The sequence below is a fragment of the Nesterenkonia sp. PF2B19 genome (assembly GCF_001758425.2).
In the GTDB taxonomy this organism is placed as follows: domain Bacteria; phylum Actinomycetota; class Actinomycetes; order Actinomycetales; family Micrococcaceae; genus Nesterenkonia; species Nesterenkonia aethiopica.
Genome location: NZ_MDSS02000023.1, coordinates 22,809 through 38,020 on the forward strand (window position 1 = coordinate 22,809; position 15,212 = coordinate 38,020).

At 71.3% G+C, this 15,212-nt stretch carries 10 protein-coding genes and 3 pseudogenes; 7 read left to right on the forward strand and 6 right to left on the reverse strand.

Annotation, left to right across the window (positions count from 1 at the left end; genetic code table 11):
• Positions 1-94: 94 nt before the first annotated feature.
• Positions 95-346 carry a winged helix-turn-helix domain-containing protein gene (locus tag BCY76_RS20385; RefSeq protein ID WP_336582035.1) on the forward strand — a complete coding sequence of 84 codons (252 nt, stop codon included), beginning with the start codon at positions 95-97 and terminating at the stop codon, positions 344-346.
• Here BCY76_RS20385 and BCY76_RS08610 read toward each other — a convergent pair.
• The 5 genes from BCY76_RS08610 to BCY76_RS08635 all read right to left on the reverse strand — a co-directional run bounded on the left by BCY76_RS08610 (position 288) and on the right by BCY76_RS08635 (position 6,567).
• Positions 288-1,625 carry a hypothetical protein gene (locus tag BCY76_RS08610; RefSeq protein WP_085437533.1) on the reverse strand — a complete coding sequence of 446 codons (1,338 nt, stop codon included), beginning with the start codon at positions 1,623-1,625 and terminating at the stop codon, positions 288-290. The genes BCY76_RS20385 and BCY76_RS08610 overlap by 59 nt on opposite strands.
• A 14-nt stretch (positions 1,626-1,639) precedes the next feature.
• On the reverse strand, positions 1,640-2,518 hold the full coding sequence (locus BCY76_RS08615; protein WP_139827699.1) for a hypothetical protein: 879 nt from the start codon (positions 2,516-2,518) through the stop codon (positions 1,640-1,642).
• A gap of 205 nt (positions 2,519-2,723) precedes the next feature.
• A complete protein-coding gene (locus tag BCY76_RS08625) occupies positions 2,724-3,365 on the reverse strand; it encodes a GNAT family N-acetyltransferase (protein ID WP_139827700.1) in 642 nt (213 codons plus the stop codon).
• 35 nt (positions 3,366-3,400) lie between these two features.
• On the reverse strand, positions 3,401-5,065 hold the full coding sequence (locus tag BCY76_RS08630) for a DUF885 domain-containing protein (protein WP_070159803.1): 1,665 nt from the start codon (positions 5,063-5,065) through the stop codon (positions 3,401-3,403).
• Between the two features lie 62 nt (positions 5,066-5,127).
• A complete protein-coding gene (locus BCY76_RS08635; protein WP_070159801.1) occupies positions 5,128-6,567 on the reverse strand; it encodes an NAD(P)H-quinone dehydrogenase in 1,440 nt (479 codons plus the stop codon).
• Positions 6,568-6,667: 100 nt separating this feature from the next.
• On the opposite strand from BCY76_RS08635, the pseudogene BCY76_RS08640 reads away from it, so the two are divergent.
• From BCY76_RS08640 to BCY76_RS08660, 6 genes and pseudogenes are all read left to right on the forward strand, one after another.
• A pseudogene (locus BCY76_RS08640) lies at positions 6,668-7,494 on the forward strand (purine-nucleoside phosphorylase).
• A gap of 327 nt (positions 7,495-7,821) precedes the next feature.
• Positions 7,822-8,078: pseudogene (locus BCY76_RS20390) on the forward strand (phospho-sugar mutase); the annotation flags it as partial.
• 3 nt (positions 8,079-8,081) lie between these two features.
• Positions 8,082-9,422 carry a phospho-sugar mutase gene (locus BCY76_RS08645; RefSeq protein ID WP_336582038.1) on the forward strand — a complete coding sequence of 447 codons (1,341 nt, stop codon included), beginning with the start codon at positions 8,082-8,084 and terminating at the stop codon, positions 9,420-9,422.
• A gap of 78 nt (positions 9,423-9,500) precedes the next feature.
• The gene (deoC, locus tag BCY76_RS08650) at positions 9,501-10,226 is read left to right on the forward strand and encodes a deoxyribose-phosphate aldolase (RefSeq protein ID WP_070161529.1); all 726 of its coding nucleotides are present in this window, start codon (positions 9,501-9,503) and stop codon (positions 10,224-10,226) included.
• A 65-nt stretch (positions 10,227-10,291) separates the two neighbouring features.
• Positions 10,292-10,567 (forward strand): hypothetical protein, encoded by a 276-nt coding sequence (locus tag BCY76_RS08655; protein ID WP_070161531.1) that lies wholly within the window; start codon positions 10,292-10,294, stop codon positions 10,565-10,567.
• A gap of 94 nt (positions 10,568-10,661) precedes the next feature.
• Positions 10,662-11,216 carry an acyltransferase family protein gene (locus BCY76_RS08660; protein ID WP_070161533.1) on the forward strand — a complete coding sequence of 185 codons (555 nt, stop codon included), beginning with the start codon at positions 10,662-10,664 and terminating at the stop codon, positions 11,214-11,216.
• Between the two features lie 336 nt (positions 11,217-11,552).
• On the opposite strand, the pseudogene mfd reads toward BCY76_RS08660, so the two are convergent.
• Positions 11,553-15,193: pseudogene (gene mfd, locus BCY76_RS08670) on the reverse strand (transcription-repair coupling factor).
• Positions 15,194-15,212 lie beyond the last annotated feature (19 nt).

Sequence of the window (15,212 nt, forward strand, 5' to 3'; positions counted from 1 at the left end):
TGCGGCCCGACCCGCAGCGCCCAGCGGCCCCGAGGAGGTCACCGAGCTGGAGCACGCCGGACTCCGTCTGGACCTGCCCAGCCGGCAGGCCAGCGTGGACGGCCGGGCCGTGGAGCTCTCCGCCCGGGAGTTCACCCTGGCAGAGGTGCTGCTGGAACATCCGCGGCAGGTCCTCTCACGGGACCAGCTGCTGGACATGGTCTGGGAGTCCAGCTCGGAGACCAGCTCGAACGTCGTCGACGTCTACATCCGGTACCTGCGCGCCAAGCTGGGTGCCGAGCGGATCGTCACGGTGCGGGGCGCCGGATATCGTCTGGCCACTGCGGAAGAGCTGGCCCGGCGCTGACGAAGCCCAGCAGCGCCTCCGCACAGGTGAGCCGATGCTCGGCCTGCGCCTCCCAACCATCCCGCCGCGAGTCCCGGGCGCCAGCCACCAGGGACAGCGCCACCGAAGCCGCCCGCAGGCGCAGCGCCTGGGGATCCACCGCCTGGGCGAAGACCCGGGCGAACCGGTCCAGGGCGGCCGGGGCGTGGACGTACCGCGAGTCCACCGCCGGCAGGACCGCGACGTGCCCCAGGAAGCAGGCCAGGTCGTCCACCCGGTGCCCCGGCCCCAGGGAGTCCACGTCCAGCAGGCAGGAGATCGTCTCCTCCTGCATCAGGACGTTCGCCTCGTAGAAGTCACCGTGGGTGGGCACCACAGGGCCGCGCTGAGTGAGCGGCAGCCCCTCCATGATGGCCCGCTCCAGCCGACGGATCCGATCGGCACAGTGCGGCAGCGCCGACACGGCCGCGGAGGCATAGGCAGGAAGGCGGTCCGTCCAGGCGTCGCGCGCCGGCAGAGTCATCACCGCCGCCGGCATCGCATCGAGCAGCTGGACGAATCGGGACGGGTCGACGGCCGCGCCGCCGTCGGCGAGCAGCTGCTCCGCCAGCGACTCCCCCGCTCCCTCCTGCAGCGCGACGACGTCGCCCACCGGCTCACGGACCGGCCGCGGCGCAGGGATGCCGGCGTCAAGAAGCATCCGGTGGCGGGCATCGAGGTCGCGCGCCCGTCCGGCTCGCAGCACCTTCAGGTACAGGCGCGTGCCGTCGTCGAAGTCCGCGGCGATGACCGCCCGGCGCAGCGGCCGGTAGCTGATCGTCTCCAGGGCGACGAGCCGTCGCCCGGCTCCCCAGTGCTCCACCACGGAGGCCGGGTCGGTGGCCAGGCGCAGACCGGGAAGGCAGGGGTCCAACGGATGCTGCCAGATCGCCAGTCGGCCGTAGGGACTGTGCGAGTGGACGATGCCGTCGGCGTCGGCCGGCACGGACTCGGTCGTCATCCCCACATAGAGCTCGTCCACGTGGTCCGAGGTCTCCGTGTACACCCCGGAGGGCCAGTGCCGGGGCACCACCGGGCGGGCGGTGGCCACACGGTAGATGCCGGTCACCCCGGCGCCGGGACGGTGCTGGAGGGACTCCAGGTGGATGGAGGTGGCGTAGACCCCCGTGTGCTGGACGGCCACCGAGATCGGCGAGTGGGCGTCATAGGACTCCATGAAGGCCAGCTGCTTGGCCTCCAGCTGCGCCGTGCTGGGCGAAGGGGCGGCCCGAGGGGCCTGCGGCGGTAGGTCGACGGCCATGGAGTGGTCGCGGCTCAGGCGCGTCGGCGCTTGAGCACCGCGTCGAGGTCGAGGGACTGCTGGACCGCCGTCTGGGGGCGGGTCGGCGTCGGCGGAGCGACGGCCGGGCTCGAGGCCGTCCGGCCGATCTTCACCTCACCGGAGGGCTTCGGCTCCGACGGGGTGAGCGGCTCCGGAAGGGGCCGTTCGGCCTTCTCCGCCTCCAGGTACTTCGGAAGCGGCAGCTCCCGGGGCTCCCACGGCTCGGCCGGCGAGGAGGCGGCTGCCGCGGGTGCGGCGGGCTCCTCATCAGCGGGGAACGTCTCAGCCAGGTCCACCGGCAGGCCGTCGTCGTCGACCTCCTGCAGCGACCGCGGACCGCCCACGCCGCGCTCATCAGAGGTCAGGGCGTCGAACGGCGCCGTGCGGCCGGTCTGCTCCGGCACCGCCGCCGCCGTGTTCGGCACGGTGGGACGGCGCAGCCCCGCGGCGTCGACGTCCGGGTTCATCGCCTCCTGCAGGGCGGCGTCGAGACGCCGCCGCCGGCGACGACGACGGCGCGTCACGGCCATGGTGCGCAGCGTGGCCAGGCTGGCCAGCACCACGGCGGCGCAGAGCAGCGGGGTGACGACGGTCAGTGAAGTGACGGCGGCCAGGACACCGGTGACGACGGCGGCCAGCAGCGCGATCAGCCCGATCACCGTCACCAGGGTCCTGCCCCAGTGGATGGTGAGTCGGCCCGACGCCGCGGCCGCGGGCGCTCCGGTCCTCGATGCGGCGCTGGCTCCGCCGCGTGGAGTGGTCGCAGACATGCTTGCCCTTCTTCGGGAGGTCTCCGAGGGTCGGCTCGGGAGGCGCTGGGCCCGGATGATCAGCGCCGCCAGGAAGAGCCCGGCGATCAGGGCGAACAGCACCGACGAGTGGATGGCAGGCTGGGGATCACGTTGATGATCGCCATGTCGAGGCGACCGATGCCCAGCGTCACCGTGAGTCCACCTGCCCTTCGTCGGCACCATCGCGTCCTGCACACCGGGGGTTACGCAGATCATGAGGTACGGCACCAGCGTAGCCGATCCGCGGCCCGGTTCCGGCGATCTGCGGCCGGCGACGCGAGGCGTGTCACATCAGCCGCCTCAGCAGCCCGTCACCGATCTCCTCCGAGGTCAGCGCGAAGCTGTGATGGTCCCGCCACTCCCCCGCGATGTGCAGGAACCGCTCACGCAGTCCCTCCTGCCGGAAGCCGAGCTTCTCCACCACGCGCAGGCTCGCGGCGTTCTCCGGCCGGATGCTGATCTCCACCCGATGCAGACCCCGGGAGATGAACAGGTGGTCACACGCCAGCGCGACGGCGGCGGTCATCAGGCCACGCCCGGCGTGCCCCTGATCCATCCAGTAGCCGATCGAGGTGCTGCGCGCAGACCCTCCGATGATGGGGCCCACGGTGACCTGGCCGATGAGACGCTCGGCGGCGTCCTCAGAGTCGGCGACGACATCGCCCTGTTCCGCGGGGCGGAACCACAGCAGCCAGGGCAGGTGGCTGCCGGCCCGGGCCTGGCGGGCCATGGTGCGGGCCATCTCCCGGAATCCGGCCGGGGTCACCTCCGTGACAGGATACTCGGGGGTGGTGGCGTCCCAGGGGGCGAGCCAGTCACGGTTGGCGGCCCGCAGCGCCAGATAGCGGTGCTCGTCCCGCATCGTCAGCGGGCGAAGTCGGATCTCCCCCGCCGGGACGGCGGCTCTGAGAGTGGTCGGCCAGTCCATGGCTGTGCGTCTGCGTGCCATCGTCGGCGAGCCCCTCAGTCCCGAGAGAGCGCGAAGCTCAACGTGTCCAGCCCCAGCATGCCCAGCTGGAGGACCTCAGTGTGGAAGGCTCGCAGGTCGAAGGCGGCCCCGTCGACGGCCTCCCGCCGAGCCCGCTGCTGTTCGATGATGCGCTGACCCACCTTGTAGGAGGGCGCCTGTCCGGGCCAGCCGAGGTACCGGACGAACTCGAAGTCCAGCTGAGCCTCGGAGATCGGCAGGTGCTCCCGGAGGAAGGCGCGCCCCGCCTCCGGGGTCCAGGTTCCGCCGCCGTGTTCCCGAGGCGCCGGCATTCTGCAGTGGACCCCGATGTCGAACACCACGCGGGCGGCCCGCATACGCTGCATGTCCAGCATGCCCATCTGGTCGCCGAGGTCGTCGAGGTGCCCGAGCTCGGCCATCAGCGTCTCCGCGTACAGCGCCCATCCCTCGGCGTATCCGGAGACGAAGCAGCCGTGGCGCCGCCAGGAGTTCAGTCGGTCCTTCACCAGGGTGGCGGTGGCGATCTGCAGGTGATGGCCGGGCACGCCTTCGTGGTAGACCGTGGTGGTCTCGGCCCAGGTGGTGAACCGGGTGTCCGACGGCGGCACCGACCACCACATCCGGCCCGGCCGGGTGAAGTCGTCGCTGGGTCCCGTGTAGTACACCCCTCCGTCCTGGGTGGGCGCGATGCGGCACTCCAGGACGTCCATGGGTGCGGGGATGTCGAAGTGGGTGTCCTTCAGCGCGGCGACGGCGTCGTCGGAGAGGCGCTGCATCCACGCCTGCAGGGCCTCGGTGCCGTGCAGCTGCCGGGCGGGGTCCTCGTCCAGGATCCGTTTGGCCTCCGCGATGTCGGCGCCGGGGCGGATCCTCTCCGCCACCTGCTGCTGAGCCTCGACGATCCTGGCCAGCTCCTCGAGCCCCCACCGGTAGGTCTCCTCGAGGTCCAGCACGGTCCCGGTGAACACCTGGGAGGCCAGCCGGTAGTGGTCCGGACCCACCGCGTCCTCCTCGGGAGCATCGGGCAGCAGATCGGCGGAGAGCCGCTCCGCGAGCCGCTGGTAGCCTGCGGCGGCCGCGGCGACGCCCTCGGCGACCTCGTCGACCGTGCTCTCCTGGACTCCGGCTCTCCGAGCGGCGTCGACGAAGGTGCTCAGGGCGCCCTCGGACCGCGCATAGTCCCGGCACTGCTCGGCCACGGCGACGACCTGTCGACGGGCCGGGACCTGACCGAGGCTGCGCGAGTGGCGCAGGGACTCCCAGTACCCGTCCAGCGCACCGGGCAGGTTGCGCAGCCGCCCGGCGATCTGGGCGAAGTCCTCTGCGGTGTCCTGGGGCATCAGCTCCAGGACCATGCGCACGTCCTGAGGCGCGGAGGCGAGGTTGTTCAGCTCGGTGCGACCGGTCTCGTGCAGGGCGACCTCCAGGCCCAGCCGTTCACGCATCGCGTGCAGCGTCACCGCGTCGGTGTGGTCTTCCGGGATGAGCCCGTCCAGCCCGGCCAGTGCCCGACGGTGCTCCGCGACGACCTCCTCCCGTCCCGCCGGGGACAGGTCGGAGTACTCGGTCTCGACGCCGCGTCGACCCAGGACCGTGGCCTGTTCGGGGCTGAGCGCGAGCAGCCGCTCGAAGTGCTCCTCGGCGTGGGCGTCGACGGCGGTGGGTGTGCGTGAGGTCATATCCGCATGCTATCGCGCGCTGATCAGGCGAGGCGCGGGCAGCGGACCCGTCGGGCCGGGTGCTACAGGTGCACGTGCAGGCGGCGGGCCGCCTCCGCCAGGGAGCCCGACAGCGACGGGTACACGGTGAAGGTGGCGGCGACGTCGTCGACGTGGATCTTCTGCGTGACCGCCAGAGCCAGCGGGAAGATCAGCTCGGAGGCGCGCGGGGCGACCACGACGGCGCCGATCACCGTGCCCGAACCCTTGCGGGAGAAGATCTTGACGAAGCCGTCCTTGACGTTGGTCATCTTGGCCCGCGGGTTGGTGGCCAGGTCCAGCTTCACGACGTCGGCCTGATACTTCCCGGAGTCCACCTGCTCCTGGGTCACCCCCACAGTGGCGATCTCCGGAGAGGTGAACACGTTGGAGGCCACCTGGTGCAGCTTCAGGGGCTTCACGGCGTCGCCCTGCATGTGGGAGATCGCCACCCGGCCCTGCATGGCGGCCACGGAGGCCAGCGGCATGACCCCGGTGCAGTCGCCCGCGGCATAGACGTTGTTCGCGGTGGTGCGGGAGACGCTGTCCACCAGGATGTGCCCAGACTCGGCGGTCTCCACCCCGCACTCGGCCAGTCCGATGTCCTCGGTGTTGGGGATCCCGCCCACGGCCATCAGGCAGTGGGAGCCCTCGAGCACGCTGCCGTCGGTCAGGGTGACGCGGACTCCCTCGGCGGTGCGCTCCACCGCCTCGGCACGGGACTGGGAGGCGACCTGCACGCCGACCCGGGCGAAGGAGTTCTCCAGCACGCGGGCCGCGTCGGCGTCCTCACCGGGCAGCACGCGGTCCCGCGAGGAGACCAGGGTGACCCCGGCCCCGAGGCGCCGGTAGGCGGAGGCGAACTCGGCACCGGTCACGCCCGAGCCGACCACGATCATGTGCTCGGGCACCTCGGTGAGGTTGTAGGCCTGGGTCCAGTTCAGGATCCGCTCGCCGTCGGGCTGCGCGCTGGGCAGCTCCCGCGGGTGCGCCCCGGTGGCGACCAGGACGGCGTCGGCCTCCACCAGCTGCGTCTCCCCGCCGGCAGTGGTGACCTCGAGGTGATGCGGCGGCACCAGTCGACCGCGGCCCCTGATGACCGTGACCCCGATGGCCTCCAGGGAGGCCTGGATGTCCCGGGACTGGTCATGGGCGAGCTTGAGCAGACGTTCGTTGACCTTGGAGATGTCGGCCCAGGCCTCGGTCTCATAGGCGTCGCTGCTGTGGTCTCCGAAGCGGACGCCGAAGGCGGTGGAGGCGTTGACCCGACGCATCGCATCGGCGGTGGCGATCAGCGTCTTGGACGGCACCACATCGGTGAGGACCGCCGAGCCGCCGAGCCCCTTGTCCTCCACCACGGTGACCTGGGCCCCGGCGTCGGCGGCGACGAGCGCGGCCTCATATCCGCCCGGGCCGCCGCCCAGGATCGCAACACGGTCAGGGGCGAAGTGCGTGCGGAAGTCAGGTGAAGTCACGGGGACCATTGTGCCGACTCGTCGGGGGTTTTCATAGCTGGCCGCGGGACCGCCCAGGTAGATTGGTGTCGATGAGCGAGAACATGCAGCACGTGCCCATGAGCCCGACCTGACCCCCACCAACGACCCGACCGCCCCGGCGAACAAGCTCGCCGAACAGGCGGCGTCTGTCCTGCTCGAACGCGCCGGCGTCGACGCCTTCGACCTCGCCTGCACCCTGGGCTCCGGCTGGGGCGAGGCCGCCGGGCAGCTCGGCGAGCAGATCGCCGAGATCAGCGCCGACGACGTCCCCGGCTTCCACCTCTCCGGAGTCTCCGGCCACACCGGCACCCTGAAGGTCTTCCGCACGCCCGCCGGCGCCACGATCCTGGTGGTGGGCGCCCGCACCCACTACTACGAAGGGCGCGGCGTGGACGCTGTGGCCCACGGAGTGCGCACCGCGGCAGCGGCCGGGGCGCGGACCATGGTGCTGACCAACGGCTGCGGCGGACTCGACCCGGACTGGGCGCCCGGGACTCCCGTGCTCATCAAGGACCACATCAACCTCACGGCGACCTCCCCGCTGCGCGGGGCGCACTTCGTGGACATGACGGACCTGTACTCCCCACGGATCCGGCAGATCGCCCGGCAGATCGACCCTGCGCTGCCCGAGGGCGTCTACGCGCAGTTCCCGGGCCCGCACTACGAGACCCCCGCCGAGGTCCAGCACGCCCGGATCATCGGCGCCGACCTGGTGGGCATGTCCACCGCGCTGGAAGCGATCGCGGCACGGCCGCCGGCATGGAGGTCTTCGGGATCTCCCTGGTCACCAACCTGGCCGCCGGCATCTCCGACGAGCCGCTGAGTCACCAGGAGGTCCTCGACGCCGGACGCGAAGCCGCCCCGCGCATCGCCTCGCTGCTGGCGAAGATCATCGCCGGATCCCTGGAGGACTGAGGAGGGCTGGATCTCCCGTCGTGCTCGCCGCCGCGCCCGGATAAGCTGGACCCACCCGCTGGACACCAGGGTGAGCCCACGACCGAGGAGCTGAGACGAGTGCCGGAGACCACGAACGTCACTGTCAAGGACGAGCTGCGCAGCACCGTCCGCCGCTGGATCCAGCTGGATCCGGACCCCGCCACCCGCGGAGAGCTCAGCTCCCTGCTGACCCGGGCCGAGGGCTCCGACACCGAGGCGGCCGACCAGCTGGCCCGACTCTTCGCCGGTCGGCTGGCGTTCGGCACCGCCGGGCTGCGCGCCGAACTCGGCCCGGGCCCGCTGCGCATGAACCGGCTGGTGGTCCGGCAGACCGCCGCAGGGCTGCTGCGGCACGCCGAGGAGAAGCTGGCCGAGGCGGACGGCGACGCCGCCGGCGCGCGGCGGATCGTGATCGGCTACGACGCCCGCCACCAGTCCGACGAGTTCGCCGCAGAGACCGCCAGATCTTCGCGGCGGCCGGCTGGGAGGTCCACGCCTTCGACCGACCGGGCCCCACTCCCCTGCTGGCTCGTCAGGTGTTGGTCCGGGACGCCTCGGTGGGTGTGATGGTGACCGCCAGCCACAACCCTCCCCGAGACAACGGCTACAAGGTCTATCTGGGCGGCGTGCTGTCCCGCCTGCTGGAGCCTCACGGCCGCGGTGCCGGAGCGCAGATCACCGCCCCGGTGGACACGCAGATCGCGGCGACCATCGCCGCCGTGGTGGCCGAGGAGTTCGCCGGCGACCTGGAGGTCCGGCCGGCGGCGGCCCCGCAGATGCCCGAGGGCACGCTGCCCATCGACGACGACGCCCGCGCCGCCTACCGGGAGGAGGCTCTGGAGCTCCTGGATCCGGCGGAGTTCCCGCACCGGGACCTGACAGTCGTCTACACCGCCATGCACGGCGTGGGCGGAGAGATGGTCACCGAGCTGCTCGGCAAGGGCGGCTTCGCCCGCGTGGTCCCGGTGGCCGAGCAGTTCGACCCCGACCCCGACTTCCCCACCGCGGACTTCCCCAATCCGGAGGAGCCCGGCGCCCTGGACCTGGCCCTGCAGGCCGCCGCCGAGCACGACGCCGACCTGGTGCTCGCCAACGACCCCGACGCCGACCGGCTCTCCGCCGCCGTCGTCGACCCCGCCACGGGCCGGTGGCGGCAGCTCTCCGGCGACGAGATGGGGGCGCTGTTCGGCGCCCATCTGCTGCGCCGGGGTCCGCTGCGGGGCGCCGCGGACGGCGCGGCGCCGGTGATGGCCAACTCGATCGTCTCCTCCCGGCTGCTGGAGCGGCTCTGCGAGGTCCGCGGCGTCGGCCATTCGGCCACCCTGACCGGATTCAAGTGGCTGGCCCGGGTGGAGCACATGAGTTTCGGATACGAAGAGGCCATCGGCTTCAACGTCGATCCGACGCACGTCAAGGACAAGGACGGCGTCTCGGCGGCGCTGATCTTCGCGGAGCTGGTCGCCGATCTCAAGGCCCGCGGCAGCTCGGCCGTCGACGCCCTGGACGAGATCGCCGCCGAGGCCGGGGTGTTCGTCACCGACCAGGTGACCATCCGGGTGGACGACCTCAGCCAGTTGGGCGAGGTCACTGCGGGGCTGCGGGCGGAGCCGCCGGCCGAGATCGCCGGGGCCGCCGTCGTCGAGGCCCTGGACCTGACCCGGGACCCGCTGCCCGGCGGTGTCCTCGACGAGGCCACCGTGACCGACGCCCTGATCTACCTGACCGCGCAGGGCGATCGCGTGATCGTGCGGCCCTCCGGGACCGAGCCCAAGGTCAAGTGCTATCTGGAGGCCGTGGCCGACACTCCCGGCGTCGACTCCTCCACCGAGGCCATCGCGGAGGCACGGCAGCGTGCCGCCGCGCGGCTGGGCGAGCTCCGTGAGAGCATGGAGCGGCTTCTCGGCTGACCGCCGCAGACGGCATCCACCATCCCTCGGCCGACCCGCCGAGACACGACCTCAGCGACACCCGCGCAGGAGAGACCCATGAGCACCACGCCCGACGGCGCCCCTGTCCCCGCCCCCCGCGACATGGCCGGCCTGATCGACCACACCGTGCTGAAGCCGGAGACCGACGAGTCCACGGTGCGCCGTGTGGCCGCCGAGGCTCGCGAGCACGGCTTCGCTTCGGTGTGCGTGAACCCGCGCTGGGTGCCGCTGGTCGTGGAGCTGCTGGACGACAGCCCGGTGAGGACCTGCACCGTGGTCGGCTTCCCGCTCGGCGCCACGACGACGGCGGCGAAGGTCGCCGAGACCCAGGAGGCGACGGCCTCCGGCGCCGAAGAGATCGACATGGTGGTCGACATGGCCGCGGCGAACGCCGGTGACGCCGAAGCGGTCGAGTCCCAGATCCGGGCGATCGCCGAGGCGGCGCACGCCGGGGGCGCCACCCTGAAGGTCATCCTCGAGACCGCCCTGCTCAGCGAGTCCGCCAAGGAGCTCGTGTGCCGGGCTGCTGAGGCCGCGGGCGCGGACTTCGTGAAGACGTCCACGGGCTTCGCCGGCGGCGGGGCCACGGCGGAGGACATCGCCCTGATGCACCGGCTCGTGGGAGGCCGCCTGGGCATCAAGGCCTCCGGCGGTGTGCGCACCTACGAGGACGCCGTCGCGATGGTCTCAGCGGGGGCAACACGCATCGGCGCGAGCTCCTCTCTTGATATCGTGGGAGCAGACGACACGACGTCCGCAGCCGGCGCCGACGCCAGCTACTGAGCAGCGGACATCGACCACTGGCCGCCCAGCGGGGCCATGAAGACTTCCTCAGGGGGAACCACCACATGATCAGCAACGGCAAGGTCAAGGCCTACTCCGGCCAGGGCAACCTCGTCGGCAATCTCATCGCCTTCCTCTTCGTGTTCGGCCTCCTGGTCGGCTCAGTGGTGGCCATCGGCTTCTGGAGCCTGGAGAACGCCTGGATCCCGGGGCTGTCCTTCATGGCCCTGTGGACCCTGGCCTTCTTCGTGGCCAAGGAGGTCATCGGACGGTCGGACTCGCTGGAGCACCAGGACCTGCACGGTGAGCACGGCGATGCCGTCGAGCCGAAGGCCCACTGACCGCTCTGCCCCGCGCTGAGAGACCGCTGAGACCCTGACGGCACACCCCACGGCACCCGCCCGCTCCGATCGCGCCTCCGAACGCAACATCGGAGTGGATCTGCTGCGGGTCATCTCCGTGGCCGCCGTCGTCATCGGACACGCCTATCCGGGCATGCCCGGCGAGGAATATCTGCAGATCTGGCGCATGCCGCTGTTCTTCTTCCTGGCCGGGTTCTTCTTCTCCACCTCCCGGACCTTCTCCGGTGAGGTCGCCGTGCGCTGGCGGACCCTGGCCACCCCGTACCTCACCTGGTTCCTGATCCTGCTCGGTGCGGTGTGGGCCATGGAGCACACGCCGTGGCCGTTCGGAGAGTATGTGATCTCCGGGGCGCTGGCCGGCGGCGCTTCCACTGACATGCCGTTCCTGGCGTTCTGGTTCATCTCCGTGATGTTCTTCGCCGCCCTGCTGCTGCGCATCCTGGTGGCCCTGCCTGGTGGGTGGGCGTCGTCGTCGCGCTGGTGGGCCTCACCCTGGCGGAGATCCCGGAGTCCCGGATGGCCTATACCCTGCTGGGCATCGGACTGGTGCCGGCGTGCACCACCTACATGCTGGCCGGCTACTGGTTCCGCCGCCATTTCTGGAGGATCCCCCGCGCCGTGCCGGTAGGGGTGCTCTGCCTGATCGTCGGGTTCGGCGGCGTCGTGCTGGGCGCGGAGACCATGAACATGAAATGGTCCGGCTTCGGCACGTACCTGCTCTCGCCGATGCTGGCGATCCTGATCTGCTGCGGGATGGTGCTGATCTTCTCCACGCGGGTGGACGCAGTGCTGCGCCGCCTCCCCTCTGCGGTGACCGTGATCTCCGAGCTGGTGCGCACCGGAACCCTGGTGGTCTTCGCGCACGCACTCGTCCTCTACCTGGCGCTGCGCTGGCTCGGCATCGAGGAGCCCCTCACCCGCACAGCGCTGGCGCTGGCCCTGTGCTGGGCCCTGGGGGTGCTGGTCAACCGGACGCCGCTGTCGCCGTACCTGACCGGACTGCCGGCGCGAAGATCGCCTCGAACACCTGCTCCAGCCAGCTCAGCAGCGCCTCGTCGGTGAGGTCCTGGCCACCCACCCGGGCGGTGGTGGGCCGCGGGAGGAGCACCGCTGAGAGCGACGACTTGATCTGAGACCCCGGGTACAGGCGTTCCAGGCGCATCTGACGAGACTCGGGCAGCTCCTCCACCGGGGCGAAGCGGATGAACTTCCCCTGCACCCCGATGTCGGAGATCCCGGCGGCCCGGGCGCGGTTCCGCAGGCGGGCCACCTCCACCAGGTTCTGCACTGCCTGGGGCAGCTCCCCGTAGCGATCCTGCCATTCGGTGACCACCTCGGTGATCTTCTCCTCGGTGTCCGCGGCCGCCATCTTCCGGTAGCCCTCCAGCCGCAGCCGCTCCCCCGGGACGTACTCCTCCGGGAGGTGGGCGTTGATGGGCAGCTCGATCTTGACCTCGGTGATCTTCTCTTCGGCGTCGCCGCGGTAGTCGGCCACCGCCTCCCCCACCAGGCGCAGGTACAGGTCGAAGCCGACCCCGGCGATGTGTCCGGACTGCTCGCCGCCGAGCAGGTTCCCGGCCCCGCGGATCTCCAGGTCCTTCATGGCCAGCTGCAGCCCGGCGCCGAGCTCGTTGTTCGCCGCCACGGCCTTCAGCCGCTCCAGGGCGACCTCTCCCAGCGGCTTCTCCGCCGGGTAGAGGAAGTAGGCATAGGCGCGCTCCCGGGAGCGGCCCACCCGGCCGCGCAGCTGGTGCAGCTGGGAGAGCCCGTAGGTGGAGGCGCGGTCCACGATGAGCGTGTTCGCGTTGGAGATGTCCAGGCCGGTCTCGATGATCGTGGTGGAGACCAGCACGTCGAAGCGCTTCTCCCAGAAGTCCTGGATGATCTGCTCCAGGCGGGACTCGCTCATCTGGCCGTGGGCCACTTCCACGCGAGCCTCCGGCACCAGCTCGCGCACCTTCGCCGCAGTCGCCTCGATGGAGGAGACGCGGTTGTGCACGAAGAACACCTGCCCTTCGCGCATGAGCTCACGGCGGACGGCCGCCGAGACCTGCTTGTCCGTGAACGGCCCCACATAGGTGAGCACCGGGTGCCGCTCCTCCGGCGGGGTGGCCAGGGTGGAGGTCTCCCGGATCCCGGCCATGGACATCTCCAGGGTGCGGGGGATCGGGGTCGCGGACATCGCCAGCACGTCCACATTGGTGCGCAGCTTCTTCAGCGCCTCCTTGTGCTCGACGCCGAAGCGCTGCTCCTCGTCGATGATGACCAGCCCCAGGTCCTTGAACTGGACCTCCTTGGAGAGCAGACGATGGGTGCCGATGACGACGTCGGCGTCGCCTGCGGCGATCCCGGCGATGATCTCCCGGGACTCCTTGGCCGTCTGGAAGCGAGAGAGCGCCTTCACCGTGACGGGGAAGCCGGCGAACCGTTCGGTGAAAGTCTCCTGGTGCTGGGAGCTCAGCAGCGTGGTGGGGACCAGCACGGCCACCTGCTTGCCGTCCTGGACGGCCTTGAACGCCGCCCGGACCGCGATCTCTGTCTTGCCGTAGCCGACGTCGCCGGAGATCAGCCGGTCCATGGGAACCTCTCGCTCCATGTCCCGCTTGACCTCCTCCATGGTGGTCAGCTGGTCGGGGGTCTCCGGGTGCGGGAAGGCGTCCTCCAGCTCCCCCTGCCAGGGGGTGTCCGGGCCGAAGGCGTGGCCCCGGGAGGCCATGCGCGCCGCATAGAGTCGGATGAGCTCGCCGGCGATCTCCTTGACGGCGCGCTTGGCCTTCTTCTTGGTCTGAGCCCAGTCGCTGCCGCCCATCTTGGACAGGCTCGGGGCGTCCCCTCCCACATACTGCGACACCTGGTCCAGCTGGTCGGTGGGCACCATGAGGCGGTCCTTGGGGCCTCCACGCTTGGAGGGGGCGTACTCCAGGACCAGGTACTCGCGGATCCCGGCGGTGCCGGCCTTCACCGCCTGCGGAGAGCCCACACGCCGCTGGACCAGCTCCACGAACTGGCCGATGCCGTGCTGCTCGTGGACCACGTAGTCGCCCTGCTTCAGGGCCAGCGGGTCCACCGCGTGACGACGACGGCGGGCCGGCATGCGCCGCGAACCGGTGGATCCCGAACGCATGGAACGTCCCAGCATCTCGGACTCGGTCAGCAGCGCCAGCTGCAGCGGGTCCACGGCGAAGCCTGCGAGACCTCCGCAGTGGTGACGGTGATCCTCCCCGGGGAGGGGGCCTCCTCGAGGCTCTCCACCAGCTCGGCGGGGACCTCATGCTCGGCCAGCAGCTCGGCCACCCGCTGGGCCGAGCCGTGCCCGGCGGTGGTGACCACCACGGACCAATGGTCCCGGGCCCGCTCGGCCAGGAACTGCATGACATCCTCCACGCTGCCGCGATACCCGATGGGCTCACGGGAGTCGAGGGAGACGATGTCGGCGTCCTGCTCGAGCTCCTCGTCCAGCCCCAAGGAGGTGATCGACCACCATCCGGCGCCGTGCTGCAGGGAGGCCTCCCGGGTCTCGCCCAACGTGGCGAAGGAGCCGGCGGCCAGGCCCTCCTGCTCGGCGGCGGTGATGTCCAGCGGTGCGGCGCCGCCGTCGGGGGCTGCGGCCCAAGCCGCGGCGAGGAACTCCTCATTGGTGGCGGCCAGGTCCTGGGCGCGGCCGCGGGTGCGCTCCGGCTCCACCACCACGGTCAGTGATCCGGTCGGCAGCTGGCTGACCAGGGGGACCATACGGTCCACGAGCACCGGGGCCAGGGACTCCATGCCTTCGGGCGCCAGCCCGTCGGCGATCTTGGTCAGCAGGTCCTGGGCGTGGGGCATCTGCGGCAGCAGCTCCTTGGCCCGGGCCCTGACGTCCTCGGTGATCAGCAGCTCCCGGCAGGGGGCGGCGTCCACGGCGGTGGGATGCTCGTCCTCCTCCAGCGAGCGCTGATCGGCCACGGAGAACCGGCGCATCTGGTCGATCTCGTCGCCGAAGAACTCCACGCGCACGGGATGGGGCTCGGTCGGCGGGAAGACGTCGAGGATTCCACCGCGCACCGCGAACTCGCCGCGACGGGTGACCATGTCCACCCGGGTGTAGGCGGCGTCGGCCAGGCCGGCGACGACGTCGTCGAAGTCATGCTCCTGTCCGACCTCCAGCCGCACCGGGGCCAGATCGCCGAGGCCGTCCACCAGCGGCTGGACGACGGCGCGCACCGGCGCCACGACGACGTCGAGCCGACCGGCCTGCTGCGGGTGGGCGAGCCGCCGGAGCACGGCGAGCCGTCGGCCGACGGTGTCCGAGCGTGGGGACAGCCGTTCGTGGGGCAGGGTCTCCCAGGACGGGAAGTGGGCGACCTCGATCCCCGGGGCGTAGCTGCGCAGCGAGGTGGCCAGGTCGTCGGCCTCTCGATCCGTGGCGGTCACCGCCAGCAGCACCCCGGTGTCCTCCGCGCCGCGCAGTCGGGCGGCGATCTCCGCGACCAGAGCCGGCCGCAGACCGGTGGTGGCGGCGATCTGCAGCTCGTCGGTGCGTTCGGCCGCCGGGTGCGAGGCCGCGGCGGAGACCCGCCCATAGGAGGAGGAAGCCGCCAGTGCCGTGCGCAGACCGGACAGTGCCATGGAGTGGAACGCCTCGCTT

Excerpts from the sequence above, each read along its gene's own strand:
- deoC (WP_070161529.1), top strand. The coding sequence starts at position 9,501 with ATGAGCACCACGCCCGACGGCGCCCCTGTCCCCGCCCCCCGCGACATG.
- BCY76_RS08625 (WP_139827700.1), bottom strand. The coding sequence starts at position 3,365 with ATGGACTGGCCGACCACTCTCAGAGCCGCCGTCCCGGCGGGGGAGATC.
- BCY76_RS08655 (WP_070161531.1), top strand. The coding sequence starts at position 10,292 with ATGATCAGCAACGGCAAGGTCAAGGCCTACTCCGGCCAGGGCAACCTC.
- BCY76_RS08635 (WP_070159801.1), bottom strand. The coding sequence starts at position 6,567 with ATGGTCCCCGTGACTTCACCTGACTTCCGCACGCACTTCGCCCCTGAC.
- BCY76_RS08645 (WP_336582038.1), top strand. The coding sequence starts at position 8,082 with ATGGTGACCGCCAGCCACAACCCTCCCCGAGACAACGGCTACAAGGTC.
- BCY76_RS08610 (WP_085437533.1), bottom strand. The coding sequence starts at position 1,625 with ATGGCCGTCGACCTACCGCCGCAGGCCCCTCGGGCCGCCCCTTCGCCC.
- BCY76_RS08630 (WP_070159803.1), bottom strand. The coding sequence starts at position 5,065 with ATGACCTCACGCACACCCACCGCCGTCGACGCCCACGCCGAGGAGCAC.